Below are 26,273 nucleotides of genomic sequence, written 5' to 3' on the forward strand. Positions count from 1 at the left end.
CGGAGGGTGTCCGCGGCCCGGCCGCCCCGCCGCCGGCCCGGAGGAGGCCCTCCCGCCGCTCACGCACGCCGAAGGGCGGCCACCCCGTACGCAACGGGGTGACCGCCCTCCGGTCGATCAAGCGACTCGCTTACTGGTTGTACGGACCGTAGTCGTAGTCCTCCAGCGGAACGGCCTGGCCGGAGCCGGTGCCGAACGGCGAGTAGTCGATGTCGTCGTAGCCGACGGCCGAGTACATCGCGGCCTTGGCCTCCTCGGTCGGCTCGACCCGGATGTTGCGGTAGCGGGACAGGCCCGTACCGGCCGGGATGAGCTTACCGATGATGACGTTCTCCTTGAGGCCGATCAGGGAGTCGGACTTGGCGTTGATCGCCGCGTCCGTCAGGACCCTGGTCGTCTCCTGGAAGGAGGCCGCGGACAGCCACGACTCCGTCGCCAGCGACGCCTTGGTGATACCCATCAGCTGCGGACGGCCGGAGGCGGGGTGGCCGCCCTCGGTGACCACACGACGGTTCTCCGACTCGAACTTCGACCGCTCGACCAGCTCGCCCGGCAGGAGCTCCGCGTCGCCGGACTCGATGATCGTCACGCGGCGCAGCATCTGCCGGATGATGATCTCGATGTGCTTGTCGTGGATCGACACGCCCTGCGAGTTGTAGACCTTCTGGACCTCGCCGACCAGGTGGACCTGGACGGCACGCTGGCCGAGGATGCGCAGCACGTCGTGCGGGTTGGTGGCACCCGCGGTGAGCTTCTGGCCCACCTCGACGTGGTCGCCCTCGTGCACCAGGACCTTGGCGCGCTTCGAGATCGGGTAGGCCGTCTCGTCGCTGCCGTCGTCCGGGGTGACGACGATCTTCTTGGTCTTCTCGGTCTCCTCGATCCGCACGCGGCCGGAGGCCTCGGAGATCGGGGCGACACCCTTCGGCGTACGGGCCTCGAAGAGCTCGACGACACGGGGCAGACCCTGGGTGATGTCGTCACCGGCCACACCACCGGTGTGGAAGGTACGCATCGTCAGCTGGGTACCGGGCTCACCGATGGACTGGGCGGCGATGATGCCGACCGCCTCACCGATGTCGACCAGCTTGCCGGTGGCGAGCGAGCGGCCGTAGCAGAAGGCACAGGTGCCGACCGCGGACTCACAGGTCAGGACCGAGCGGGTCTTGACCTCCTCGACACCCGCGTTGACCAGGGCGTCGATGAGCACGTCACCCAGGTCGACGTTGGCCGGCGCGATGACCTTGCCGTCCACGACGACGTCCTCGGCGAGCATCCGCGCGTACACGGACGTCTCGACGTCGTCCGCCTTGCGGAGGACGCCGTCGGCGCCGCGCTCGGCGATCCGCAGCTTCAGACCGCGCTCGGTGCCGCAGTCCTCCTCGCGGATGATCACGTCCTGCGAGACGTCCACCAGACGACGGGTCAGGTAACCCGAGTCGGCGGTACGCAGGGCGGTGTCGGCGAGACCCTTACGGGCACCGTGCGTGGAGATGAAGTACTCCAGCACCGACAGGCCCTCACGGAAGGACGCCTTGATCGGACGCGGGATGGTCTCGTTCTTCGCGTTCGACACCAGACCACGCATACCGGCAATCTGACGCATCTGCATCATGTTGCCTCGTGCACCCGAGTTCACCATCATGAAGATCGGGTTGGTCTTCGGGAAGTTGTCGTTCATCGCCTCGGCGACCTCGTTGGTCGCCTTGGTCCAGATCGCGATGAGCTCCTGCGTGCGCTCGTCCTTGGTGATCAGACCGCGCTCGTACTGCTTCTGGACCTTCTCGTCCTGAGCCTCGTACGACTTGACGATCTCCTTCTTCGCCTCGGGAACGACGACGTCGGAGATGGCGACGGTGACACCGGAGCGGGTCGCCCAGTAGAAGCCGGCCGCCTTCAGGTTGTCGAGCGTCGCCGCCACGATGACCTTGGGGTAGCGCTCGGCGAGGTCGTTGACGATCTCGGAGAGCTGCTTCTTGCCGACCGAGTAGTCGACGAACGGGTAGTCCTCGGGCAGCAGCTCGTTGAAGAGCGCACGGCCCAGGGTCGTCCGCAGACGGAACGAGTCACCCTGCTGCCACTCCGGCTCGCCCTCTTCGGCGACCGGCGGGGTCCAGCCACGCGGCGGGACGGTGCCGATCGGGAAGCGGATGTCGACCTTCGCCTGGAGCGAGAGCTCGCCCATGTCGAACGCCATGATCGCTTCGGCGCTGGAGTTGAAGGCGCGGCCCTCACCCTTGACCTCGCGCTCCTCCTCGTCCGTGGTGAGGAAGAAGAGGCCCAGCACCATGTCCTGGGTCGGCATGGTGACGGGACGGCCGTCGGCCGGCTTGAGGATGTTGTTCGAGGACAGCATCAGGATGCGGGCCTCGGCCTGCGCCTCCGCGGAGAGCGGCAGGTGGACGGCCATCTGGTCACCGTCGAAGTCCGCGTTGAACGCGGTGCAGACGAGCGGGTGGATCTGGATGGCCTTGCCCTCGACCAGCTGCGGCTCGAAGGCCTGGATGCCGAGGCGGTGCAGCGTGGGCGCACGGTTCAGCAGCACCGGGTGCTCGGCGATGACCTCTTCGAGGACGTCGTAGACCACGGTGCGGCCGCGCTCGACCATGCGCTTGGCCGACTTGATGTTCTGCGCGTGGTTCAGGTCGACCAGGCGCTTCATCACGAACGGCTTGAAGAGCTCCAGCGCCATGGCCTTGGGCAGACCGCACTGGTGCAGCTTCAGCTGCGGGCCGACGACGATGACGGAACGCGCCGAGTAGTCGACTCGCTTGCCGAGCAGGTTCTGACGGAAGCGGCCCTGCTTGCCCTTCAGCATGTCGCTGAGGGACTTCAGCGGGCGGTTGCCGGGACCGGTGACCGGGCGACCGCGGCGGCCGTTGTCGAACAGCGCGTCGACGGCCTCCTGCAGCATCCGCTTCTCGTTGTTCACGATGATCTCGGGGGCACCGAGGTCAAGGAGACGCTTGAGACGGTTGTTGCGGTTGATCACGCGGCGGTACAGGTCGTTCAGGTCGGAGGTCGCGAAGCGGCCACCGTCCAGCTGCACCATCGGACGCAGGTCCGGCGGGATGACCGGGACGCAGTCCAGCACCATGCCCTTGGGGCTGTTGCTGGTCTGCAGGAACGCGGAGACGACCTTGAGGCGCTTCAGCGCACGGGTCTTCTTCTGGCCCTTGCCGGTCCGGATGATCTCGCGGAGCTTCTCGGCCTCCTCGTCGAGGTCGAAGGACTCCAGGCGCTTCTGCAGCGCCGCGGCACCCATCGACCCGTCGAAGTACGTGCCGAAGCGGTCGCGCAGCTCGCGGTAGAGCAGCTCGTCGCCCTCGAGGTCCTGGACCTTGAGGTTCTTGAAGCGGTTCCACACCTCGTCGAGACGGTCGATCTCGCGCTGGGCGCGGTCGCGCAGCTGCTTCATCTCGCGCTCGGCGCCCTCGCGCACCTTGCGGCGCACGTCGGCCTTCGCGCCCTCGGCCTCGAGCTCGGCCAGGTCGGTCTCGAGCTTCTTGGCGCGGGCCTCGAGGTCGGCGTCGCGGCGGTTCTCGATCTGCTGGCGCTCGACGGAGACGTGGGCCTCCAGCGAGGGCAGGTCGCGAGTGCGGCGCTCCTCGTCGACGTACGTGATCATGTACGCCGCGAAGTAGATGACCTTCTCCAGGTCCTTCGGGGCGAGGTCCAGCAGGTAGCCCAGCCGGGACGGGACGCCCTTGAAGTACCAGATGTGGGTGACGGGAGCGGCCAGCTCGATGTGGCCCATCCGCTCACGGCGCACCTTGGCACGGGTGACCTCGACGCCACACCGCTCACAGATGATGCCCTTGAAGCGGACACGCTTGTACTTGCCGCAGTAGCACTCCCAGTCCCGGGTCGGACCGAAGATCTTCTCGCAGAAGAGTCCGTCCTTCTCGGGCTTCAGGGTGCGGTAGTTGATGGTCTCCGGCTTCTTGACCTCGCCGTGGGACCACTGACGGATGTCGTCCGCGGTGGCCAGGCCGATCCGCAGCTCGTCGAAGAAGTTGACGTCGAGCACTATGCGTCAATCCCTCTCAGGGTTTGAGTCTCAATCATGGTCTGTACGGGTCCGGGGCAGGGCCGGGGCCTCACGAGGAGGCCCCGGCCAGACCCGTCAGACCTCTTCGACGCTGCTCGGCTCGCGCCGGGACAGGTCGATACCGAGCTCTTCCGCAGCGCGGAAGACGTCCTCGTCGGTGTCGCGCATCTCGATGGACATGCCGTCCGAGGACAGCACCTCCACGTTGAGGCACAGGGACTGCATCTCCTTGATGAGCACCTTGAAGGACTCGGGGATGCCGGGCTCGGGGATGTTCTCGCCCTTGACGATGGCCTCGTAGACCTTCACGCGGCCGGTGACGTCGTCGGACTTGATGGTCAGCAGCTCCTGGAGGGCGTACGCGGCGCCGTAAGCCTCCAGCGCCCACACCTCCATCTCACCGAAGCGCTGGCCACCGAACTGAGCCTTACCACCCAGCGGCTGCTGGGTGATCATCGAGTACGGACCGGTCGACCGCGCGTGCAGCTTGTCGTCGACCAGGTGGTGCAGCTTGAGGATGTACATGTACCCGACCGAGATCGGGTCCGGGAACGGCTCGCCGGAGCGGCCGTCGAACAGGCGCGCCTTACCGGTCGGGAGGACCATGCGGTCGCCGTCGCGGTTCGGGATGGTGTGCTGGAGCAGGCCGGCCAGCTCGTCCTCACGCGCACCGTCGAAGACGGGGGTGGCGACGTTGGTACCGGGCTCCACCTTGTCGGCGCCGATGGCCTGGAGGCGCTGCGCCCACTCCTCCGCGAGGCCCGAGACGTCCCAGCCGCGGCTGGCGAGCCAGCCGAGGTGGATCTCCAGGACCTGTCCCGGGTTCATTCGGGACGGGACACCCAGCGGGTTGAGGATGATGTCGACCGGGGTGCCGTCCTCCAGGAACGGCATGTCCTCGATCGGCAGGATCTTGGAGATGACGCCCTTGTTGCCGTGACGGCCGGCGAGCTTGTCACCGTCGGTGATCTTGCGCTTCTGCGCGACGTAGACGCGCACCAGCTGGTTCACACCGGGGGGAAGCTCGTCGCCCTCCTCGCGGTCGAAGACGCGCACGCCGATGACCTTGCCGGTCTCGCCGTGCGGCACCTTCAGCGAGGTGTCGCGGACCTCACGGGCCTTCTCGCCGAAGATCGCGCGGAGCAGGCGCTCCTCCGGGGTCAGCTCGGTCTCGCCCTTGGGCGTGACCTTGCCGACGAGGATGTCGCCGGCGACGACCTCGGCACCGATACGGATGATGCCGCGCTCGTCGAGGTCGGCGAGGACCTCCTCGGAGACGTTCGGGATGTCCCGGGTGATCTCCTCCGGGCCGAGCTTGGTGTCACGGGCGTCGACCTCGTGCTCCTCGATGTGGATCGAGGAGAGGACGTCGTCCTGCACGAGGCGCTGCGACAGGATGATCGCGTCCTCGTAGTTGTGACCCTCCCACGGCATGAACGCGACCAGCAGGTTCTTGCCGAGCGCCATCTCACCGTTCTCGGTGGCGGGGCCGTCGGCGAGGACCTGGCCCTCGATCACGCGGTCGCCCTCGGAGACGACGACCTTCTGGTTGACCGAGGTGCCCTGGTTGGAGCGGGAGAACTTGGCGACGCGGTACGTGGTGTACGTGCCGTCGTCGTTGGCGACGGTGACGTAGTCGGCCGAGACCTCCTGGATGACACCGTCCTTCTCGGCCTTGATGACGTCGCCGGCGTCGGTGGCACAGCGGTACTCCATGCCGGTGCCGACCAGCGGCGCCTCCGCCTTGATGAGCGGAACGGCCTGGCGCATCATGTTCGCGCCCATGAGGGCACGGTTGGCGTCGTCGTGCTCGAGGAACGGGATCATGGCGGTCGCGACCGACACCATCTGGCGCGGCGAGACGTCCATGTAGTCCACGTCGTCGGGCGCGACGTAGTCGACCTCGCCGCCACGGCGGCGGACCAGCACGCGGGCCTCGGCGAACCGGAGCTCGTCGGTCAGCGGCGCGTTGGCCTGGGCGATGACGAAGCGGTCCTCCTCGTCGGCGGTCAGGTAGTCCACCTCGTCGGTGACCTGGCCCTCGACGACCTTGCGGTACGGGGTCTCCACGAAGCCGAACGCGTTGACGCGGCCGTACGAGGCCAGCGAACCGATCAGACCGATGTTCGGGCCTTCGGGCGTCTCGATCGGGCACATGCGGCCGTAGTGGGACGGGTGCACGTCACGGACCTCGAAGCCGGCCCGCTCACGGGAGAGACCACCCGGGCCAAGGGCCGACAGGCGGCGCTTGTGGGTGAGACCCGACAGCGGGTTGTTCTGGTCCATGAACTGCGACAGCTGGCTGGTGCCGAAGAACTCCTTGATGGAGGCGACGACCGGCCGGATGTTGATCAGGGTCTGCGGCGTGATCGCCTCGACGTCCTGGGTCGTCATGCGCTCGCGCACGACGCGCTCCATACGAGCCAGACCCGTGCGGACCTGGTTCTGGATGAGCTCGCCGACGTTGCGCAGACGACGGTTGCCGAAGTGGTCGATGTCGTCGGTCTCGACGACGATCTGCGTGCCGTTCTCGCCGATCGTCTCGGTCTCGCCGGCGTGGAGCTTCACCAGGTACTTGATCGTGGCGATGATGTCGTCGGTGGTGAGGACACCGGCGTCCAGCGGCTCGTCGGCGCCGAGCTTCTTGTTCACCTTGTAGCGGCCGACCTTGGCGAGGTCGTAGCGCTTGGGGTTGAAGTAGAGGTTCTCGAGCAGCGTCTGAGCGGCCTCGCGCGTCGGCGGCTCGCCCGGGCGCAGCTTGCGGTAGATGTCGAGCAGCGCGTCGTCCTGGCCCTGGGTGTGGTCCTTCTCCAGGGTGGCGCGCATGGACTCGTACTCGCCGAACTCCTGAAGGATCTGCTCGGTGGTCCAGCCGAGCGCCTTGAGGAGGACGGTGACGGACTGCTTGCGCTTGCGGTCGATGCGGACACCGACCATGTCGCGCTTGTCGATCTCCATCTCCAGCCAGGCACCCCGGGACGGGATGATCTTGGCGGAGAAGATGTCCTTGTCGGACGTCTTGTCGATGGAGGAGTCGAAGTAGACACCCGGCGAGCGGACGAGCTGCGACACCACGACACGCTCGGTGCCGTTGATGACGAAGGTGCCCTTGTTGGTCATGAGCGGGAAGTCGCCCATGAAGACCGTCTGGGACTTGATCTCGCCGGTCTCGTTGTTGGTGAACTCGGCCGTGACGAAGAGCGGCGCGGCGTACGTGAAGTCGCGCTCCTTGCACTCGTCGATCGAGTTCTTGGGGGGCTCGAAGCGGTGGTCGCGGAAAGTCAGCGACATCGACCCGGAGAAGTCCTCGATCGGCGAGATCTCCTCGAAGATCTCCTCCAGACCGGACTTGGTGGGAACGTCCTGTCCGGACTCCAGAGCCGCCTCGACACGAGCCTTCCACGCGGCGTTGCCGAGCAGCCAGTCAAAGCTCTCGGTCTGCAGCGCGAGGAGGTTCGGAACCTCGAGGGGCTCCTTGATCTTTGCAAAGGAGATGCGCAGCGGGGCGGTGCTTGCGCCGTTGTTCGTATTCGCGGTCGAGGCGTTGCGCGAGGCGGCCAAGAGGGGGTCCTTCCGAGGGCTCGGACTCACTACGCGCGTACCGGTCCCACGCCGGACACGGAGACAGACTTCCTGATGTCAGCCAAAAGGCCAGGTCAGGAGGCTCGGTCAACTGTGCTCTTGCGAGGGTATGCCCCTGGTGACGGGCAGGGGGCAGCTAACAGGCAGCGCAAAGGGTCAGTGTAGCCACTTGGCCCACTGATGTCCAGGGCGAGTAAATCGCGACCCTCGTTGTTCTCAACTCCGCGGCACCTCGCGCCGTTGGCGCACATCGATCCTGCCCGTTCGGCCGTCGATCCATGCCTCGGATCCGGATCGTTGACGGCGCGTCCTGAGAATTGCGCGCGGCGTGCGGTTCGTCAAGGCCCCCAGCCGAGTGGGGCCCTGTGAGGCGCACGGCGAAGATCACCATACTCCGCGACCGGCTCAGCGCAAGGCAGGCGTTCCGGCAACGCCGAAGGGCGACCACCCGGATGGGTGATCGCCCTTCGAGGCGCCCTGTACGGGCGCTGAGCGAGTCAGGAGACTCGCGAGGTGTTACTTGACCTCGACGGAGGCGCCGGCGGCCTTGAGGGACTCGGCGGCCTTCTCGGCGGCGTCCTTGGCGACCTTCTCGAGGACGGGCTTCGGGGTGCCGTCGACGAGGTCCTTGGCCTCCTTCAGGCCCAGGGAGGTCAGCTCACGCACGACCTTGATGACCTGGATCTTCTTGTCACCGGCGCCGGTGAGGATGACGTCGAACTCGTCCTTCTCCTCGACGGCCTCGGCGGCACCGGCACCGGCGCCACCGGCGGCGGCAACGGCGACCGGGGCGGCGGCGGTGACGTCGAACTTCTCCTCGAACGCCGAAACGAACGCGGCGAGCTCGATGAGGGTCATCTCCTCGAACTGCGCGAGCAGGTCTTCCTGAGACAGCTTCGCCATGATGGCGGTCCTTCCACTAATTCGGCTGGTGCCGGGTGTACATGTGAGGCGGGCGTACGTTGGGCCCGCTGCGACCGTCGCCCCTAGGAGGCCACGATCAATGCGCGAGCCGAATTACTCGGCACCGCCCTGCTCGGCCTGCTTGGCACGGAGCGCGTCCACGGTGCGGACGAGCTTCGAGGGAAGCGCCTGGAAGAGCGCGGCAGCCTGGGACTGCTTGCCCTTCATGGCGCCCGCCAGCTTGGCGAGCAGAACCTCGCGGGACTCGAGGTCCGCAAGCTTCTTGATCTCATCGGCGGACAGCGCCTTGCCGTCAAGGACACCGCCCTTGATGATCAGGTTGGGGTTCTCCTTGGCGAAGTCACGAAGACCCTTCGCCGACGTCACCGGGTCACCGGTGATGAAGGCAACCGCCGTCGGACCAGCGAACTGGTCGTCGAGCGAGGTGATCCCGGCCTCGTTGGCCGCAATCTTGGTCAGCGTGTTCTTCACCACGGCGTACTGGGCGTTCTCACCGAGCGAACGGCGCAGCTGCTTGAGCTGTGCCACGGTGAGACCGCGGTACTCGGTCAGCACGGCGGCGTTCGAGCTGCGGAACTTGTCCGTCAGCTCGGCAACCGCAGCAGACTTGTCGGGCCTCGCCATGAGCCTCGGCCTCCTTCCGGGTGATTCGGACCGCGTGGGCTGAAGGAAGGAGACTGGGCAAAACGAAACGCCCCGGCGCAGGCGCACGGGGCGTGACTCGACCGAAAACGCTCGGTGAAGAGCGACATCCGGGAGTTACATCCACAGTCACCTGCGCGGGTCGTCCGCAGCTAGCGGATCCTTCGGCCGCCGCGACTCTGACGAGCGCAGCAACGACCAGCGGTCTTTGGCTTCTGTGGAAGAGTACGGGACCGGACCGACGTCAAGCAAATCGGCCCACTCGGGTGATCCGGACAGCGCCCCGGGCATGGGGCGCAGGCCCGGAATGCGCGGCCCGTCAGCCCCCGCCGGGGGCGGCGGCGGCACCCGGCGCACGCCCACGGCTCCGCTCCCCCCGGGGAACCTCGCAGGCCGGCGCCCCTCCGGCCGGACGCCGCCGGCCGCCGCCCTCCCGGTGGTCCGGGTCGGGCGGCGGCCGGTGGCGGGTGCCGCGGGCTACGGGGTCACGGCCCTCAGATGCCGCTCTCCGCGCCGCCGGTTCCCTGGCCGGCTCCGGCCGCGCCGAGGTCCTCCATCAGCTTCATGAAGTCGAAGGTCTCCGCCGCCGGCGGCGCCACCACGGCGGCCTTGACGCCGTAGTCGGAGTAGTTGGCGGTGATCTTCACGGTGCCCTGCGGCATCGTCATACCGAGGTCCATCTTCACGGGGAAGCCGTCCCCGTCGACCCAGACCTCGGTGTCGTAGCCCTTGATGCCCGACTTCTCGGCCTGGGCCACCAGCTCCTTGCGCTCCTTCTCGGTGAGCACGTCGAGCGACTTGTTGGACTTCACCATCTCCTGGAACGTCAGGGTGCCCTTGTAGTGCTGGGCCTCCACGCCGTCGACCTTCTCGCTGCCGACGTGCTTGAGGTTCGGCGAGTCGAGCAGGAGGGCGAGCTGCTGGGCCGGGGACTGGTTCATGTCCTCCAGGCCGCGGGTCATCTGCTTCTGGAGCTGCTTGTCGCCGGACGCCGCGGCCATCGCGCCGAGGTCCATCTTCATCCAGCGCTTGCCGTCCATCTCCTTGGCGGCCTTGGCGCCCAGATCCATGTACATGGCTTCGTCGAGCCACTTCATACGGATCTGCTCGGGCATGTCGGCGTCCGCCCCGGCGCCCGCCATCTCCTTGGGCATCTTCATGGTCATGTCCATGAGCGTGGGGTCCCACCCCATGACGCCGGACATCTGCATGGTGCCGGCGGCCTCGGCCGATCCGGACATGGTCACCGTCATACGGACCTTGGCGGTCTTGGCCTCCGCCGTCTTCTTGTACGCCGCCTGGACGACCTTGGTCACGGCGTCCCGGGACTGCAGCTCGGGCGTGCCCGTCGCCTTCTTGGTCCCCTTGTCGGTGTCCTGACAGCCGACGACGCCGACGAGCACCGCCGCCGCGACCGCCGCGATCCCCGCGCGCTTACGAACGGACATGGACATACGTACGTCCCCCACCCCTGTGTTCTCCCCTGTGCATACGGAAACGACCCTAACGCACCCCTCTGACACCGGCGGGGGAAATAAGTCGGCCCCCGCAGTTCCGGAGAACTGCGGGGGCCGGCTTCAGCACACGAGACCCGCGGCTGCCGTCAGTGTCAGACGGCGGCCGGGTCCTCCTCGACGAGGAGGTTGCGGGTGCGGTTGGCGTCCAGCGGGATGCCGGGGCCCATCGTGGTGGTGAGGGTCGCCTTCTTGATGTAGCGGCCCTTGGCGGCGGACGGCTTCAGACGGAGGATCTCCTCCAGCGCCGCCGCGTAGTTCTCGACCAGCTTCGTCTCGTCGAAGGAAACCTTGCCGATGATGAAGTGCAGGTTCGAGTGCTTGTCGACGCGGAACTCGATCTTGCCGCCCTTGATGTCGTTGACAGCCTTCGCGACATCCATGGTGACGGTGCCGGTCTTCGGGTTCGGCATCAGACCACGCGGGCCGAGGACACGGCCCAGGCGGCCGACCTTGCCCATGAGGTCCGGGGTGGCGACGACCGCGTCGAACTCGTTCAGGCGGTTGCCCTTGGAGATCTCGTCGATCAGTTCGTCGGAGCCGACGATGTCGGCGCCCGCGGCTTCCGCGGCCGCAGCACGGTCACCGGTCGCGAAGACCAGGACCCGGGCGGTCTTACCGGTGCCGTGCGGAAGGTTCACGGTGCCACGGACCATCTGGTCGGCCTTGCGCGGGTCAACGCCCAGGCGGAAGGCGACCTCGACGGTGCCGTCGAACTTGGTGGCGGCGGTGTCCTTGGCGAGACGGACGGCCTCGAGGGGAGCGTAGTTGCGCTCCCGGTCGATCTTGGCGTCCGCGCCGCGGAGTGCCTTGCTGCGCTTCACTGCTTCTCCTGGTGTGGTTCAGGTGTGGAGTTGTGGTCCGGGCCAGCGCGTGGCCCTCCCACAGGTCGTACGGGGGCTGCTCAGCCCTCGACCGTGATGCCCATCGAACGGGCGGTGCCGGCGATGATCTTCTCGGCGGCGTCCAGGTCGTTGGCGTTCAGGTCGGGCAGCTTGACCGAGGCGATCTCGCGGACCTGGGCGCTCGTGAGCTTGGCGACCTTGGTCTTGTGCGGCTCGCCGGAGCCCTTGTCCACACCAGCGGCCTTGAGGATCAGCTTGGCGGCCGGCGGAGTCTTGGTGATGAAGGTGAAGGAACGGTCCTCGTAGACCGTGATCTCCACCGGCACGACCATGCCACGCTGCGACTCGGTCGCGGCGTTGTAGGCCTTGCAGAACTCCATGATGTTGACGCCGTGCTGACCCAGGGCGGGGCCGACCGGCGGAGCCGGGTTGGCCGCACCGGCCTGGATCTGGAGCTTGATGAGCCCCGTGACCTTCTTCTTCTTGGGAGGCATTGCTCTCTCCGGGTCCTAGTGAGAGTTTCCAGCCACCAACCGATGTCATTCGGATGGAGGCATACCGCACAACGATAACGGGTATCCATGCGCGGCCAAAAACCGAGCAGGTCAGAACGGGCGCGAGACCCGGTCTGACCTGTTCGGAAACCTGTGTTGGTTAGTTCTTCTGGATCTGGTCGAAGCTGAGCTCGACCGGGGTCTCGCGACCGAAGATCTCGACGAGGCCCTTGACCTTCTTCGAGTCGGCGTTGATCTCGTTGATCGTCGCCTGCAGCGTCGCGAACGGACCGTCGGTGACGGTGACCGAGTCGCCCACCTCGAAGTCCAGCACCTGGACCTCGACCTTGCGGGCCGGAGCCGGCTTGCCCTCGGCCTCGGCGGCCTCGCGGGCGGCCTTCTCCTCGGCCTCGGGGGCGAGCATCTTGACGATCTCGTCCAGGGTCAGCGGGTACGGGTCGTAGGCGTTGCCGACGAAGCCGGTGACACCGGGGGTGTTGCGGACGACGCCCCAGGACTCGTTCGTCAGGTCCATGCGGACCAGGACGTAACCGGGCAGCTTGTTCTGCCGGACGTTCTTCCGCTCGCCGTTCTTGATCTGGACGATCTCTTCCTCGGGGACCTCGGCCTGGTAGATGAAGTCCTCGACGTTGAGCGAGACGGCGCGCTGCTCCAGGTTGGCCTTCACGCGCTTCTCGTAGCCCGCGTAGGTGTGGATGACGTACCACTCGCCGGGCAGGCCGCGCAGCTCGTCGCGGAGCGCGGCGATCGGGTCGACCGGAGCCGCGGGCTCCTCCTCGGCCTCGGCGTCGGCGGTCTCCTCGCCGGCCTCGACGGTCTCGTCCTCGTCGTCCGTCTCGTCGGCCTCGGCGGTCTCGTCCGCCTCGGCGAGCTCCTCGTCCGCGTCCTCGTCCTCGACGTGGAGCGCGGCCTCCTCGGCGGCCTCGCCTACAGCGGCGTCCGCAGCTTCCGCCTGGTCCTCGTCGGCCGCCTCGACGACGTCGAGCTCGTCCTGGGCGGACTCGTTCAGGTTCGGGTCAGACACGGTGGCTGCTTCTTCCTGGATACAGATGGGGTGGAACATGCGAAAAGGGGCGCCGGGGTGGGCGCCCTCCGCGGGAATCAGCCGAAGACGTACTTGACTGCTTCCTGGAAGCCGAGGTCAATCACGGTCACCAGACCGATCATGATGACGACGAAGACGATGACGACCGTGGTGTACGTCGTCAGCTGGCTGCGAGTCGGCCAGACGACCTTGCGCAGCTCGGCGACAATCTGGCGGTAGAAGAGCGCGAGACGGCCCAGCGGGCCCTTCTTACCGCGCTTGCCGCCCTTGCGGCCCTTCTTCTTCGACTCCTGTGCTTCGTCCTCGGCATCAGGCATGTCGATGGAGCCTACGGCATCCGTCACGTCTCTCACCTGATTCCGGGTCGGCCGTGCCGCGCCCGGGTGGAGCCGCACGGCGGTGCAATGAAGTACATACCTGCGCACACAACCTGGCGGTGTGTGTAGCAGGGCCGGAGGGACTTGAACCCCCAACCGCCGGTTTTGGAGACCGGTGCTCTACCAATTGAGCTACGACCCTTTGTCGTTCTCCCCCAACCTACCGCATCCGAGGATGTGGTCGGTGAGGGCCAACGAGCAGAGAGTGTACGTGGTCAGCGGCGCCGCGTCGAACAGATAGCTCCTGACACGGTCCGCGCACCCGCCGTGCCCCCCGGTGTCCGGTCGGTGAAACCTGTGTGCCGCGCTCTTTCGGGGTCTGGGACGATGGGCCGCATGAGCGCTGCAACCCCTCCCTCCGAGCGCCGGGTCTCCGCCCGAATCGGCGCGATCTCCGAGTCCGCGACCCTCGCCGTCGACGCCAAGGCCAAGGCCCTCAAGGCCGCCGGGCGGCCGGTGATCGGCTTCGGCGCGGGTGAGCCCGACTTCCCGACGCCCGAATACATCGTCGAGGCCGCGATCGAGGCCTGCCGCAACCCGAAGTACCACCGCTACACCCCGGCAGGCGGTCTGCCGGAGCTGAAGACCGCCATCGCGGCGAAGACGCTGCGGGACTCGGGATACGAGGTCGACGCCTCCCAGGTCCTGGTGACCAACGGCGGCAAGCAGGCGATCTACGAGGCGTTCGCCGCCATCCTGGACCCGGGCGACGAGGTCATCGTCCCGGCCCCCTACTGGACGACGTACCCCGAGTCCATCCGGCTGGCGGGCGGTGTCCCGGTGGAGGTCGTCGCCGACGAGACCACCGGCTACCGGGTGTCCGTGGAGCAGCTGGAGGCGGCCCGCACGGAGCGGACCAAGGTCGTCCTCTTCGTCTCCCCGTCCAACCCGACCGGCGCCGTCTACAGCGAGGGCGACGCCGAGGCGATCGGCCGCTGGGCCGTCGAGCACGGCCTGTGGGTGCTCACCGACGAGATCTACGAGCACCTGGTGTACGGCGACGCGAAGTTCACCTCGCTGCCGGCGCTCCTGCCCGAGCTGCGCGACAAGTGCATCGTCGTCAACGGCGTGGCCAAGACGTACGCCATGACGGGCTGGCGCGTGGGGTGGATCGTCGGCCCGAAGGACGTGGTGAAGGCCGCCACGAACCTGCAGTCGCACGCCACGTCCAACGTGTCGAACGTCGCTCAGGTCGCCGCCCTGGCCGCGGTCTCGGGCAGCCTGGACGCGGTGGCGGAGATGCGGACCGCGTTCGACCGGCGCCGCCGGACCATGGTGCGGATGCTCAACGAGATCGAGGGCGTCTACTGCCCGACGCCGGAGGGCGCGTTCTACGCGTACCCCTCGGTGAAGGGGCTGCTGGGCAAGGAGATCCGGGGCAAGCGCCCGCAGACCTCCGTCGAGCTGGCGGCACTGATCCTGGACGAGGCCGAGGTGGCGGTCGTCCCGGGCGAGGCGTTCGGCACCCCCGGCTACCTGCGGCTGTCGTACGCGCTGGGCGACGAGGACCTGGTCGAGGGCGTCTCGCGGATGCAGAAGCTGCTGGCGGAAGCGCGCGACTGAGGCGTACGGACATGAGGGCGGGCTCCCGATGGGGGCCCGCTTTTCCGTTCCCCGGGGCACCCGATCGGGGAAAGGGGCTCCCGCGCGGGCGGGTGTTTTGGCAAGATCCCTGAATGGAGCACGTACGAGATCTGCGGCTGTTGCCCAAGGCCCATCTGCACCTGCACTTCACCGGGTCGATGCGGCCCGCGACACTGCTGGAGCTCGCCGACAAGTACGGCGTCCATCTCCCCGAGGCGCTGACCGGCGGTGAGCCGCCGCAGCTGCGGGCCACCGACGAGCGCGGCTGGTTCCGCTTCCAGCGGTTGTACGACCTCGCCCGGTCCTGTCTGCGCGAGCCGGAGGACATCGTGCGGCTGGTGCGCGAGGCGGCCGAGGAGGACGTCAGGGACGGGTCCGGGTGGCTGGAGATCCAGGTGGACCCGACCTCCTACGCGCCGCGCCTGGGCGGGCTCATCCCGGCGCTGGAGATCATCCTGGACGCGGTCGAGAGCGCCTCGCGGGACACCGGTCTGGGCATGCGGGTGCTGGTGGCGGCGAACCGCATGAAGCACCCGCTGGACGCCCGCACGCTGGCCCGCCTCGCCGTGCGGTACGCCGACCGGGGCGTGGTCGGGTTCGGGCTCTCCAACGACGAGCGGCGCGGGATGGCGCGCGAGTTCGACCGCGCCTTCGCCATCGCCCGCGAGGGCGGCCTGCTGGCGGCGCCGCACGGCGGTGAGCTGACCGGGCCGGCGTCCGTGCGGGACTGCCTGGACGACCTGCGGGCGGCCCGCATCGGGCACGGGGTGCGGGCGGCGGAGGACCCGCGGCTGCTGCGCAGGCTCGCCGAGAAGGGGGTGACGTGCGAGGTGTGCCCGGCGTCGAACGTGGCGCTGGGGGTGTACGAGAAGCCCGAGGACGTGCCGCTGCGCACGCTGTTCGAGGCGGGTGTGCCGATGGCGCTGGGTGCGGACGACCCGCTGCTCTTCGGGTCGCGGCTGGCGGCGCAGTACGAGATCGCGCGCACGCACCACGGCTTCACCGACGAGGAGCTGGCGGAGCTGGCCCGCCAGTCGGTGCGCGGTTCGGCGGCCCCGGAGGACGTCAGGGCGAAGCTGCTGGCGGGCGTCGACGACTGGCTGGCGGTCGCCCCGGTCGCGTGACGCGCGGCCCGGGGCGCGGCCGTCCCGGGGCGCCCGGGACGGCCTGCGGAGGGCTCAGAGGGAGACGCCGACCGTCACCGGCTCGTTGACCAGCGTCACGCCGAAGGCGTCCCGTACGCCCGCGACCACCTCGCGGGCCAGCGCCAGCAGGTCCTCGGTGGTGGCCCCGCCGCGGTTGGTGAGGGCGAGGGTGTGCTTGGTGGAGATACGGGCGGGCCCGGTGCCATAGCCCTTGGTGAAGCCCGCCTTGTCGATGAGCCAGGCCGCCGAGGTCTTCACGCGGCCGTCCCCGGCCGGGAAGGCGGGCGGGGTGACGTCCGGGCCGAGCCGGTCGCGGACGCGGCCGAGGAACGCCTCGTACTGCTCCTGCTCCAGGATCGGGTTGGTGAAGAAGGATCCGGCCGACCAGGTGTCGTGGTCCTCCGGGTCCAGGACCATGCCCTTGCCCGCGCGCAGCCGGAGCACCGTCTCGCGCGCGGTGGCGACCGGGACGCGGTCACCCGCCTCGACGCCGAGGGTGCGGGCGGTCTCTGCGTACTTGATGGGCGCGCTCAGGCCCTGCGCGTCCTCCAGCTCGAACCGGACCCGCAGCACGACGAACCGGTCGGGGTCGGCCTTGAAGCGGCTGTGGCGGTACGAGAAGTCGCACGCGGCGTTCGGGACGGTGACCGTCTCGTCGGCGCGCCGGTCGTACGCGACGACCTCCGTGATGGTGGCCGAGACCTCCTGGCCGTACGCCCCCACGTTCTGGATGGGCGTGGCACCCGCGGAGCCGGGGATGCCGGCCAGGCACTCGATGCCGGCCAGCCCCGCCTCCACCGTGCGGGCCACGGCGTCCGTCCACACCTCGCCGGCGGCGAGCTCCAGCCGGGTGCCGTCGAGGGTGAAGCCCCGGGTCGCGATGCGCAGGGCGGTGCCGTCGAAGCCCTTGTCGCCGATCACCAGGTTCGAGCCGCCGCCGATGACCAGCAGCGGCGTCCCGGCCCGGTCGGCCTCGCGCACGGCGGCCACGACCTCGTCGTCGGTCGTGGCCGTGACGAGACGGCCGGCGGGGCCGCCGAGCCGGAAGGTGGTCAGCGGGGCGAGGGGAGCGTCATGGAGTTCCTGCACGCGCCAAGCCTACGGTGCGCCCCGGACACCGCCCGGGCCCGGCCGCGGCGCCCCGGCCGCGGACCGCGTGGCGAAGGTCACGTACCGGGGGGCGGGCGTACCGGGGAGGGCGGGCGTGGCCGGCGGGGGCGACGCGCGGGTGCCCGAGGGCGGGCGTGGCCGGCGGGGGCTCCCGGTCCGCCGCCCGGGGCCGGGCACCGCGGGGCCGGGTGGCGGCCGCGGTGCCCGGTGTGGCGGGCGTCAGGCGAGCCGGACGACCGCGCGGGACATGCCCAGCACCTTCTGGCCGGCGCTCGTGGCGGTCAGGTCCACGCGCACCCGGTTGTCGTCCAGCTTGGCGGCGACCTTGCCGCTGACCTCGATCAGGGCGCCCGTCCCGTCGTTCGGCACGACGACCGGCTTGGTGAACCGCACGCCGTACTCCACGACCGCTCCCGGGTCGCCCGCCCAGTCGGTCACCACGCGGATCGCCTCGGCCATGGTGAACATGCCGTGCGCGATGACGTCCGGCAGCCCGACCTCCTTGGCGAACTTCTCGTTCCAGTGGATCGGGTTGAAGTCCCCCGAGGCACCCGCGTACTGCACCAGCGTGGCGCGCGTCACGGGGAAGCTCTGCGCCGGCAGCTCGGTGCCGACCTCGACCTCGTCGAACGTGATCTTCGCGGTCATCGCCTCACGCCTCCTCTGCCGCCGCGCGGGCGACCAGCTTCGTCCACGCGGTCACCACGTGCTCACCGGCCTCGTCGTGGACCTCGCCGCGGATGTCGACGATGTCGTTCCCGGCGAGCGACTTGATCGCCTCGATGGTCGAGGTGACCGTCAGCCGGTCCCCCGCCCGTACGGGGCGGGTGTAGGCGAACTTCTGGTCGCCGTGCACCACGCGGCTGTAGTCCAGGCCCAGCTGCGGGTCCTGGATCACCTCGCCCGCGGCCTTGAACGTGATGGCGAACACGAAGGTGGGGGGCGCGATCACCTCGGAGTGGCCGAGGGCCTTGGCGGCCTCCGGGTCGGTGTACGCCGGATTCGCGTCACCGACGGCCTCCGCGAATTCGCGGATCTTTTCCCGGCCTACCTCGTACGGCGCGGTGGGCGGGTAGGTCCGCCCCACGAAGGACTGATCGAGCGCCATGAACTCGCTACCTCCTGATGTGTCTTCGAACAAACGACACGAGGCCGCCCCCTGACGGGGACGGCCTCGTGTACGAGCCTGATTCAGCGCGTTTCGCGGTGCGCGGTGTGCGCGTTGCAGCGCGGGCAGTGCTTCTTCATCTCAAGACGGTCCGGGTTGTTACGCCGGTTCTTCTTGGTGATGTAGTTCCGCTCCTTGCACTCCACGCAGGCCAGCGTGATCTTCGGGCGGACGTCGGTGGCAGCCACGTGAGTGCTCCTTGGACGGACGTTGGACGGATGAACGCATAAAAGAGTAGCCGATCGAAGGACCGACCCCACAATCGGCTACTGTGTGTAGCGGTGACCGGACTTGAACCGGTGACACAGCGATTATGAGCCGCTTGCTCTACCGACTGAGCTACACCGCTTTGATACGGAGTCCCTCACCCGAAGGTGAGGGCTACCGCACCAGAGCCCCAATACGGAATCGAACCGTAGACCTTCTCCTTACCATGGAGACGCTCTGCCGACTGAGCTATTGGGGCGAGCGATGAAGACATTACACGGTCGGCCGCCGTTCGCCCAAATCCGATTCGGGCGGCTACCCCGCCGCCGTCCGGTCACACCTCCGGACCGTCCCCGCAGCCCGCTCCGGGCACCCGCCGGACACCCGCTCCGGCGCGTTCTCCGACCCCCGGCGGCGGCACGTGCGCGCCGGAGTGCGCACCCCGAAGCCGCCGGCGCCCCGCCGCCCCGCCCGCCACTCGCGCCCCACGCCGGTACGACTATTGCGCTCCTCCTCGATGCCCGGTCGGAGGCCCCCTAGGCTCGCCTCACGCTGCGTGATCGCGCCAGTACACCGCCAGTACATCCCCTACGGCCGCGGAACCGGCAGCCCCCGCCAGGGGCCACGCCCGAGCCACCGAGCCCCCGAGCCCGCCAGGAGCCCGATGTCCTCCGACAGCCAGCAGCCGCAGCCGCCCGAGGGCGCCACCGCCGACGCCACCGCGCTGCTGCTGTGCGGCGCCCGCCTGACCGACGGCCGGACGGTCGACGTACGGATCGGCGGCGGGCGCATCGAAGCCGTGGGCACCGCCGGCAGCCTGCCCACCCACGGCGCGCGCGTGGACCTCGCCGGCTACCTGCTGCTGCCCGCCCCGGCCGAGCCCCACGGCCACGCCGACACCGCGCTCAGCGCCGACTGCCCGGGCCCCGTCTCGTACGCCACCGAGGACGTCCAGCGCCGCGCCACCGAGGCCGCGCTGCTCCAGCTCGGGCACGGGGCGACCGCCGTGCGGGCCCACGTCCGCATCGGCGACGTCCAGGGGCTCGGGCCGCTGGAGGCGGTCCTCCAGGCCCGGCGCTCGCTGCGCGGGCTGGCAGACCTGACCGCGGTCGCCGTGCCGCGGCTGCTGACCGGCGTGGCGGGCGCGGACGGGCTCGCGATGCTGCGGGACGCGGTGAAGATGGGCGCCGGGGTGGTCGGCGGGTGCCCGGACCTGGACCCCGACCCTGCCGGGTACGCGGAGGCGGTCCTGGAGGTGGCGGCCGAGCACGGCTGCCCGGTGGACCTGCACACCGACGGCGACGACCCGGCGCGCCTCGCACGGCTGGCGGCCATGGCGGGCGGGCTGCGGCCGGGGGTCGCCATCGGGCCGTGCGGGGCCCTGGGGCGGCTCCCTGAGGACGTGGCGGGCCGGGCGGCGGACCAGCTGGCGGCGGCCGGTGTGACGGTCGTGTGCCTGCCCCAGGGCGGCTGCGGCGGTACCGGGGTGCGGGGCGTCGCGCCCGTACGGCTGCTGCGGGCGGCGGGGGTGCGGGTCGCGGCCGGCAGCGGGGCGCTGCGGGACGTGGCCAATCCGGTGGGGCGGGGCGATCCGCTGGAGGCGGCGTACCTGCTGGCCTCCCAGGGCGGGTTGCGGGTGACCGAGGCGTACGGGGCGGTGAGCGGTGCCGCTCGGGCGGCGATGGGGCTGCCCGCCGTACGGGTGGAGGCGGGGTTCCCGGCGGAGCTGCTGGCGGTGCGCGGGGAGCGGCTGTCGGGCGTGCTCTCCCTGGCGTACAGCAGGATCGTGGTGCACCGGGGGCGGGTGGTGGCGCGGACGAGCGCGGTGCGGGAGTACTGCGACTCCGCGGCGGCCCTCGAACTGCCGCGCCAGGGGCGGCCGGACGCCCGTCCGTGAGCACTTCGGGCCGTGACGTCGTACGGTCGGGAGCATGCGCATTGTCATCGCTGGTGGACACGGTCAGATCGCCCTGCGGCTGGAGCGGCTGCTCTCGGCGGGCGGGCACGAGGTCGCGGGCATCATCCGCAATCCCGAACAGGCGGACGCCCTGCGCGAAGCGGGCGCCGAACCGGTGGTGCTGGACCTGGAGTCGGCGACCGTGGACATGGTCGCGGAGGCGCTGACCGGCGCCGACGCGGTGGTGTTCGCGGCGGGCGCCGGGCCGGGCAGCGGCGTCGAGCGCAAGGCGACCGTGGACCGGGGCGCCGCGGTGCTCTGCGCGGACGCGGCCGAGCGGGCGGGGGTACGGCGCTACGTCGTCGTGTCGTCGATGGGCGCCGACGCGGACCGCCCCGGGGACGAGGTCTTCGACGCGTACCTGCGCGCGAAGGGCGCGGCGGACGACTCCGTACGGGCCAGGCGCGGGCTGGACTGGACGATCCTCAAGCCCGGCATGCTGACCAACGACGCCGGGACCGGCCTGGTGCGGCTGGAGGCGTCGACCGGGCGCGGGCCGGTGCCGCGCGACGACGTGGCGGCGGTGCTGGCCGAGCTGGTGGAGACGCCCGCCACGGCCGGGCTGACGCTGGAGCTGGTGAGCGGCTCGGTGCCGGTGACGGTCGCGGTGAAGGCGGTCGCGGGCGAATGACGTTTCCCGAACCGGTCCTGGTGGACCGCGCCGAGCAGCCGTACGTCTTCATGCGCCGGTCCGTGACGATGGACGGCTTCGCCGAGGTCGCCGACCGGCTGCCGGAGCTGGTGGGGTGGCTGACGGGGCGGGGCGTCGCGATCGCCGGCGCCCCGTTCTTCCGCTACAACTCCCTCGACATGGCGGGCGAGTCGGAGGTGGAGGCGGGTGTTCCGGTCGCCGGGGGCCCGTCGCTCCCGGAACCGGAGGGGGACGTCGGCGTGGCGGTGCTGCCGGCCGGCCGCTATGCGACGCTCACCCACGTCGGCCACCCCGACCGGCTCCTCGAGGCGGCGGCCGCGCTGCGTGCGTGGGCCGACGAGCGGGGCCTTGAGTGGGACATGCGGGAGGTGGACGGCGTGGAGCGCTGGGGCTGCCGCATCGAGTCCTACCGCACGGACCCGCGCGTGGAGCCGGACCCGTCCCGGTGGGAGACGGAACTGGCGTTCCGCCTGGCCGGCTGACCCCCGCCGACCCCTCCCTTCGCCGTCCGTTCGCCCGTCACGCACGCGTGGACCGGCCTGGGCGAGCGGGCGCCTACCGTAGTCGGCCGGCCCGGCTTCGCCGTACCGGTCCTCCGGGCTCGTCATGGTGCTGCCCGTGCTACGGGTCCGATCAGGTGAGCTGCGGCTGTCGCCTGCACGGCTGTCGTCAGCAGTCGTCACCGGTCGCCGCTGAGCGGTTTCGGACGGCCCAGAGGCGGCCCGGCGGAGATCACCCGTCGGCTGCCGGCCACTCATCAAGCCGGACCTTGTCCTGACGGTTGTGGGTGGTGCGCAGAGGGCCTCCCCATCGACCAGGGCCTTGGCCTCCTGACCAGGTTTGCCGCCGGCAGAGGGAGGGCCCGGGTCTTCATCAGGAGGATGCCGGCAAGGAGGAATCGCACCATTCGTCCATATCCTGAATTCATGACTACCGACTACGCGGCGGTGTTCCAAGCGCTGCCGGGCGCGGTCGCTCTGCTGACTCCCGATCTGGTCTTCGCCGACGCCAACCACGCGTGGCTGCGCCAGGCCGGACGCAACCGCGACCAGGTGGTGGGCCGCTATCTCTTCGACGCCTTCCCCGGCAGCCCGCGGGACCCGGCAGCCTCCGACGCCCGCCACCTGGAGGCATCCCTGCGCGCGGTCCTGGCCGACCGCAAGATCGACATGGACCTGCAGCGCTACGACGTGGAGTCCGCGCAGCGCCCCGGCCATTGGGAGGAACGCTACTGGAGCGTGGTCAACGCGCCCGTCTTCGCGTCCGACGGCCAGATCGCCCTGGTGATCCACCGCGTCGAGGAAGTCACTGAACTGCTGCGCGCCACCAGCCGGCCGGACGGCTCACTCCAGCTCGAGGCCGAGCTCTTCAGCCGGATGCGGCAGCTGCACGAGATCAACGAGCGTCTGCGTCATGCCCACGCCCGCGAGCGTGAGGTCGCCCTCGCCCTGCAGCGCGCCATGCTGCCCGTTCCGCCCCCGATCGCCCATCACCGGTACGCCGTCCGCTATCGGCCCGCCGTCGGCTCCCTCAATGTCTGTGGCGACTGGTACGACCTGGTCCAGCTCCAGGACGGCGACAAGATCGCCGTGGCCGTGGGCGACGTCGTCGGCCACGGCCTGGAGGCCGCAGGCACCATGGGCCAGCTCCGCAGCGCCCTGTCCGCCGCCTCCCTGGTCGCCACCGGCCCCGCACAGGCTCTCGAGGTCCTCGGCCGGTACGCGCATTGCGTCACCGGCGCCGAATCGACCACCGCGGTGACCGCTTTCATCGACTTCGGCCGCCGCCTCATCACCTACTCCAGCGCCGGCCATCCCCCTCCGGTCCTCCTTCACGGCGACGGCACCGTGGAGTTGCTGGACCGGGCGACCGATCCGCCGCTGGATGCCGTCCTGGAGTCCAGCCCTCGGCCGGAAGCCACCACCGCCTTCACCGACGGCGGCACCCTCCTGCTCTACACCGACGGCCTGATCGAACGCCGCCACCAGGACATCGACACCGGACTCAGCCAACTCGCCAACGCCCTGATCCGCCACAAGGAACTCACCACCCCCGAAGCACTCGCCGATGCCGTGATGAACGACCTGATCCCCGCCGAAGGCGTCACAGACGACACCGCCCTGGTCGTCGTCAGCCTGTGAGGCGTCTCAGGGCTCGCACTGCAGGTGGATGAAGTGGGACCACTCCCCCGCCTCCACCTGCCGGAACACCGCGGAGGCCATGGCGGCCGTGACGCCGGCCAAGATCTCCGCCCGGCTGACCGAGCACCGCGCCAGCACCCACCCGGGGGCTGAGCCCCCGGACGGCCGTCCACGGCCCGTCCACACACGCTGGTGGAGGGTGGGATCAGGCGGCACACAGTGAGACAGTGCGCCGCATTGGTCCGAACTCAACAAGACGGCCCCTGATCGCGATTCCGCAGATCAGGGGCCGTCTCATCACGTGGCGGCGCCAGGATTCGAACCTGGGTAGGCTAAGCCGACGGATTTACAGTCCGCTCCCATTGGCCACTCGGGCACACCGCCATGGGATGTCGCCAGGAGGATGGCCGCTTTCGGCGGTGCTCCCCGGCAACGACGTAAACGATACCTGATGTGCGGGGGTGCTTCGCCACCGGATTGATCAGCACTCGCGGTGTGCGGGATGGCTAGGCTTTGCGGTGGCGGTCCGGGGAGCCCGGCCGCCCTGCAGGCAACCTCTACGCACGCGACTCAAGGAGCCACAGGACATGGCCGACTCCAGTTTCGACATCGTCTCGAAGGTCGAGCGGCAGGAGGTCGACAACGCCCTCAACCAGGCGGCGAAGGAGATCTCGCAGCGCTACGACTTCAAGAACGTCGGGGCCTCCATCGCCTGGTCCGGCGAGAAGATCCTGATGCAGGCGAACTCCGAGGAGCGGGTGAAGGCCATCCTCGACGTGTTCGAGTCCAAGCTGATCAAGCGCGGGATCTCGCTGAAGTCGCTGGACGCCGGCGAGCCGCAGCTGTCCGGCAAGGAGTACAAGATCTTCGCCTCCATCGAGGAGGGCATCTCCCAGGAGAACGCCAAGAAGGTGGCGAAGATCATCCGTGACGAGGGCCCCAAGGGCGTCAAGGCCCAGGTGCAGGGCGACGAGCTGCGTGTCAGCTCCAAGAGCCGCGACGACCTCCAGGCCGTGATCGCGCTGTTGAAGGGGCAGGACTTCGACTTCGCCCTGCAGTTCGTGAACTACCGGTAGGTCCCGCGCACCGGCGGGCCGGGCTCGGGCGGATCGGGGGCGGACACGGCTGCGGCCGGCCCGCCCCCGCCCCTTGTCGGCCGGACGCTTCGTGCCGGCCGGACGCCGCTGCCCGGCTCTGGGTCGTCGGCCGGCGGTGACCGTCGTGTCCGAAAACCGCCGGATCGGGACGGGCCGCGGACGGAGACTGGAGGGGACCGGGGAAGGGAACGGATCATGACGCTGTACGCGTACGTCGACGGCCCTCTGGGCGAGATGCTGCTGGCCGGCGAGGAGGCCGCGGACGGACGGACCGCGCTCGCCTCGCTCTCCCTGCCCGGGCAGAAGGGCGGTGCGGTCGTCCGGGACGGGTGGCGGCACGCCCCCGGCGCGTTCACCGGTATCGCGGCCCAGCTGCGGGCGTACTTCACGGGCGGACTGACCCGTTTCGACCTGGTGTACGCAGATTCCGGCACCGACTTCCAGCGGCGGGTGTGGCGCGCCCTGGAGGACGTCCCCTACGGCACGACCGTGACCTACGGGGAGATCGCGGCGCGGGTCGGCGCGCCGGGTGTGGGCGTGCGGGCGGTGGGTACCGCGATCGGGCGCAATCCGCTGCTGGTGGTGCGGCCCTGCCATCGGGTGATCGGCGCGGACGGGGCGCTGCGGGGGTACGCGGGCGGGCTGGAGCGCAAGGAGCGGCTGCTGGGGCTGGAAGGCGCGCTCGTCCGGTGAGCGGCGGGCTCTTCGCGCTGCCTCGCGAGCCGGTGGAGGTCGCTCCCGGTGCGGTGCACGTGCCGGGGTGGCTGACGGTGGAGCGGCAGCGGGAACTGGTCGCGGCGTGCCGGGAGTGGGCGCAGGGGCCCGTGCCGATGCGGCGGACGGCGCTGCCGGGCGGCGGCGTGATGTCCGTGCGGACGGTGTGCCTCGGCTGGCACTGGCAGCCGTACCGGTACACCCGGACGGCCGGGGACGTGAACGGTGCCCGGGTGGCCCCGTTCCCGGAGTGGCTGGCGGACCTGGGACGGGCGGCGCTGGCGGCGGCGTACGGGGAGGACGACGAGCGTGCCGGTGGATACGCCCCGGACGCGGCTCTGGTGAACTTCTACGACGGTGCGGCCCGCATGGGCATGCACCAGGACAAGGAGGAGCGCTCGGCCGCCCCGGTGGTGTCGCTGAGCATCGGGGACAGCTGCGTCTTCCGGTTCGGGAACACCGAGACGCGCAACCGCCCGTACACGGACGTGGAGTTGCTGTCGGGAGACCTGTTCGTCTTCGGCGGTCCGTCGCGCTTCGCCTTCCACGGGGTGCCGAGGGTCCGGCCGGGCACGGCCGATCCGGCCGTGGGGCTGCGGTCCGGCCGGCTGAACATCACGCTGAGGGAGACGGGGCTGCCGGGATGACCCGGAGGCCCTGACGCCCGGCCTCCCCGGTCCCGGCCGGGGCCCTGCCGCTCAGCGTGAGCGGGAGTGGCCGAAGAGGATGCGGTACGCGATCAGCAGCACGAGCGAACCGCCGATGGCCGCGAGCCAGGTGGGGCCGTCGTAGAACTGGTTGCTGATCGTCCGGTCCAGGAAGCGGGCCGATATCCAGCCCCCGACGAAGGCGCCCGCGACGCCGATGAGGGTCGTGCCGATCAGGCCGCCGGGGTCGCGTCCGGGCAGGAGCACCTTGGCGATGACGCCGGCCAGCAGCCCCAGGATGATCCAGCTGAGGATGTCCATGCCGTGAACCTGCCTTTCGTGCGGTGTTGTCCGGG

General features: G+C 69.7%; 23 protein-coding genes and 4 tRNA genes. 9 read left to right on the top strand and 18 right to left on the bottom strand.

Going from position 1 to position 26,273, the window contains the following annotated elements:
• Positions 1-130 precede the first annotated feature (130 nt).
• The 10 genes from A4V12_RS15725 to A4V12_RS15770 all read right to left on the bottom strand — a co-directional run bounded on the left by A4V12_RS15725 (position 131) and on the right by A4V12_RS15770 (position 13,637).
• On the bottom strand, positions 131-4,030 hold the full coding sequence (locus tag A4V12_RS15725) for a DNA-directed RNA polymerase subunit beta' (protein ID WP_064069960.1): 3,900 nt from the start codon (positions 4,028-4,030) through the stop codon (positions 131-133).
• 96 nt (positions 4,031-4,126) lie between these two features.
• Entirely contained in the window at positions 4,127-7,612 is a 3,486-nt protein-coding gene (gene rpoB / locus A4V12_RS15730) for a DNA-directed RNA polymerase subunit beta (RefSeq protein WP_064069961.1), read from the bottom strand.
• 537 nt (positions 7,613-8,149) lie between these two features.
• On the bottom strand, positions 8,150-8,536 hold the full coding sequence (gene rplL, locus A4V12_RS15735) for a 50S ribosomal protein L7/L12 (protein ID WP_064069962.1): 387 nt from the start codon (positions 8,534-8,536) through the stop codon (positions 8,150-8,152).
• A gap of 114 nt (positions 8,537-8,650) precedes the next feature.
• Positions 8,651-9,181: a 50S ribosomal protein L10 gene (gene rplJ, locus A4V12_RS15740; protein ID WP_064069963.1), complete on the bottom strand. Its 531-nt coding sequence runs from the start codon at positions 9,179-9,181 to the stop codon at positions 8,651-8,653.
• A 512-nt stretch (positions 9,182-9,693) separates the two neighbouring features.
• Complete coding sequence (locus tag A4V12_RS15745) at positions 9,694-10,647, bottom strand: hypothetical protein (protein ID WP_350498011.1); 954 nt, start codon at positions 10,645-10,647, stop codon at positions 9,694-9,696.
• A 161-nt stretch (positions 10,648-10,808) separates the two neighbouring features.
• On the bottom strand, positions 10,809-11,537 hold the full coding sequence (rplA, locus tag A4V12_RS15750; protein WP_064069965.1) for a 50S ribosomal protein L1: 729 nt from the start codon (positions 11,535-11,537) through the stop codon (positions 10,809-10,811).
• Positions 11,538-11,617: 80 nt separating this feature from the next.
• Positions 11,618-12,052, bottom strand: a complete 435-nt coding sequence (gene rplK / locus A4V12_RS15755) for a 50S ribosomal protein L11 (protein ID WP_064069966.1) — start codon at positions 12,050-12,052, stop codon at positions 11,618-11,620.
• 160 nt (positions 12,053-12,212) lie between these two features.
• Positions 12,213-13,097, bottom strand: a complete 885-nt coding sequence (gene nusG, locus A4V12_RS15760) for a transcription termination/antitermination protein NusG (RefSeq protein ID WP_064069967.1) — start codon at positions 13,095-13,097, stop codon at positions 12,213-12,215.
• 77 nt (positions 13,098-13,174) lie between these two features.
• Positions 13,175-13,462 (bottom strand): preprotein translocase subunit SecE, encoded by a 288-nt coding sequence (secE, locus tag A4V12_RS15765; RefSeq protein ID WP_064069968.1) that lies wholly within the window; start codon positions 13,460-13,462, stop codon positions 13,175-13,177.
• Positions 13,463-13,564: 102 nt separating this feature from the next.
• Positions 13,565-13,637: transfer RNA gene (locus A4V12_RS15770), tRNA-Trp, on the bottom strand.
• Between the two features lie 194 nt (positions 13,638-13,831).
• Here A4V12_RS15770 and A4V12_RS15775 point away from each other — a divergent pair.
• Together A4V12_RS15775 and A4V12_RS15780 are read left to right on the top strand one after the other, a co-directional pair.
• Positions 13,832-15,058 (top strand): pyridoxal phosphate-dependent aminotransferase, encoded by a 1,227-nt coding sequence (locus tag A4V12_RS15775; protein ID WP_064069969.1) that lies wholly within the window; start codon positions 13,832-13,834, stop codon positions 15,056-15,058.
• 113 nt (positions 15,059-15,171) lie between these two features.
• A complete protein-coding gene (locus A4V12_RS15780) occupies positions 15,172-16,203 on the top strand; it encodes an adenosine deaminase (protein ID WP_079137065.1) in 1,032 nt (343 codons plus the stop codon).
• 54 nt (positions 16,204-16,257) lie between these two features.
• Here the strand turns inward: A4V12_RS15780 and A4V12_RS15785 are convergent, their stop codons facing one another.
• The 6 genes from A4V12_RS15785 to A4V12_RS15810 form a co-directional block, all read right to left on the bottom strand.
• Complete coding sequence (locus A4V12_RS15785) at positions 16,258-17,313, bottom strand: UDP-N-acetylmuramate dehydrogenase (RefSeq protein WP_064069971.1); 1,056 nt, start codon at positions 17,311-17,313, stop codon at positions 16,258-16,260.
• Positions 17,314-17,553: 240 nt separating this feature from the next.
• Complete coding sequence (locus A4V12_RS15790) at positions 17,554-17,982, bottom strand: MaoC family dehydratase (protein WP_064069972.1); 429 nt, start codon at positions 17,980-17,982, stop codon at positions 17,554-17,556.
• 4 nt (positions 17,983-17,986) lie between these two features.
• Entirely contained in the window at positions 17,987-18,442 is a 456-nt protein-coding gene (locus A4V12_RS15795) for a MaoC family dehydratase N-terminal domain-containing protein (RefSeq protein WP_064069973.1), read from the bottom strand.
• 83 nt (positions 18,443-18,525) lie between these two features.
• Positions 18,526-18,690 carry a 50S ribosomal protein L33 gene (gene rpmG / locus A4V12_RS15800; protein WP_003948671.1) on the bottom strand — a complete coding sequence of 55 codons (165 nt, stop codon included), beginning with the start codon at positions 18,688-18,690 and terminating at the stop codon, positions 18,526-18,528.
• A gap of 88 nt (positions 18,691-18,778) precedes the next feature.
• Positions 18,779-18,851, bottom strand: a tRNA-Met gene (locus A4V12_RS15805).
• A gap of 44 nt (positions 18,852-18,895) precedes the next feature.
• Positions 18,896-18,968 (bottom strand) — tRNA-Thr (locus A4V12_RS15810).
• 405 nt (positions 18,969-19,373) lie between these two features.
• On the opposite strand from A4V12_RS15810, the gene A4V12_RS15815 reads away from it, so the two are divergent.
• From A4V12_RS15815 to A4V12_RS15830, 4 genes are all read left to right on the top strand, one after another.
• Complete coding sequence (locus A4V12_RS15815; RefSeq protein WP_064069974.1) at positions 19,374-20,606, top strand: amidohydrolase family protein; 1,233 nt, start codon at positions 19,374-19,376, stop codon at positions 20,604-20,606.
• A 34-nt stretch (positions 20,607-20,640) separates the two neighbouring features.
• Positions 20,641-21,297, top strand: a complete 657-nt coding sequence (locus A4V12_RS15820) for an SDR family oxidoreductase (RefSeq protein ID WP_064069975.1) — start codon at positions 20,641-20,643, stop codon at positions 21,295-21,297.
• Complete coding sequence (locus tag A4V12_RS15825) at positions 21,294-21,800, top strand: GyrI-like domain-containing protein (RefSeq protein ID WP_064069976.1); 507 nt, start codon at positions 21,294-21,296, stop codon at positions 21,798-21,800. The genes A4V12_RS15820 and A4V12_RS15825 overlap by 4 nt, the downstream gene beginning before the upstream one ends.
• A 444-nt stretch (positions 21,801-22,244) precedes the next feature.
• Positions 22,245-23,459, top strand: a complete 1,215-nt coding sequence (locus tag A4V12_RS15830) for a PP2C family protein-serine/threonine phosphatase (RefSeq protein ID WP_064069977.1) — start codon at positions 22,245-22,247, stop codon at positions 23,457-23,459.
• Positions 23,460-23,761: 302 nt separating this feature from the next.
• On the opposite strand, the gene A4V12_RS15835 is transcribed toward A4V12_RS15830, so the two are convergent.
• Positions 23,762-23,843 (bottom strand) — tRNA-Tyr (locus A4V12_RS15835).
• Positions 23,844-24,046: 203 nt separating this feature from the next.
• Between A4V12_RS15835 and A4V12_RS15840 the strand changes: the two genes are divergently transcribed.
• The 3 genes from A4V12_RS15840 to A4V12_RS15850 all read left to right on the top strand — a co-directional run bounded on the left by A4V12_RS15840 (position 24,047) and on the right by A4V12_RS15850 (position 25,917).
• Positions 24,047-24,535 carry a YajQ family cyclic di-GMP-binding protein gene (locus tag A4V12_RS15840; protein ID WP_064069978.1) on the top strand — a complete coding sequence of 163 codons (489 nt, stop codon included), beginning with the start codon at positions 24,047-24,049 and terminating at the stop codon, positions 24,533-24,535.
• Between the two features lie 216 nt (positions 24,536-24,751).
• On the top strand, positions 24,752-25,249 hold the full coding sequence (locus tag A4V12_RS15845) for a methylated-DNA--[protein]-cysteine S-methyltransferase (RefSeq protein WP_064069979.1): 498 nt from the start codon (positions 24,752-24,754) through the stop codon (positions 25,247-25,249).
• Entirely contained in the window at positions 25,246-25,917 is a 672-nt protein-coding gene (locus A4V12_RS15850; protein ID WP_064069980.1) for an alpha-ketoglutarate-dependent dioxygenase AlkB family protein, read from the top strand. Before A4V12_RS15845 ends, A4V12_RS15850 begins: the two co-directional genes overlap by 4 nt.
• A gap of 51 nt (positions 25,918-25,968) precedes the next feature.
• Here A4V12_RS15850 and A4V12_RS15855 read toward each other — a convergent pair whose 3' ends face one another.
• Positions 25,969-26,238, bottom strand: coding sequence for a GlsB/YeaQ/YmgE family stress response membrane protein (locus A4V12_RS15855; protein ID WP_064069981.1), 270 nt, complete (start codon positions 26,236-26,238; stop codon positions 25,969-25,971).
• Between the last annotated feature and the right edge of the window lie 35 nt (positions 26,239-26,273).

This window comes from Streptomyces noursei, assembly GCF_001646665.1.
Taxonomy (GTDB): Bacteria; Actinomycetota; Actinomycetes; order Streptomycetales; family Streptomycetaceae; genus Streptomyces; species Streptomyces lavendulocolor.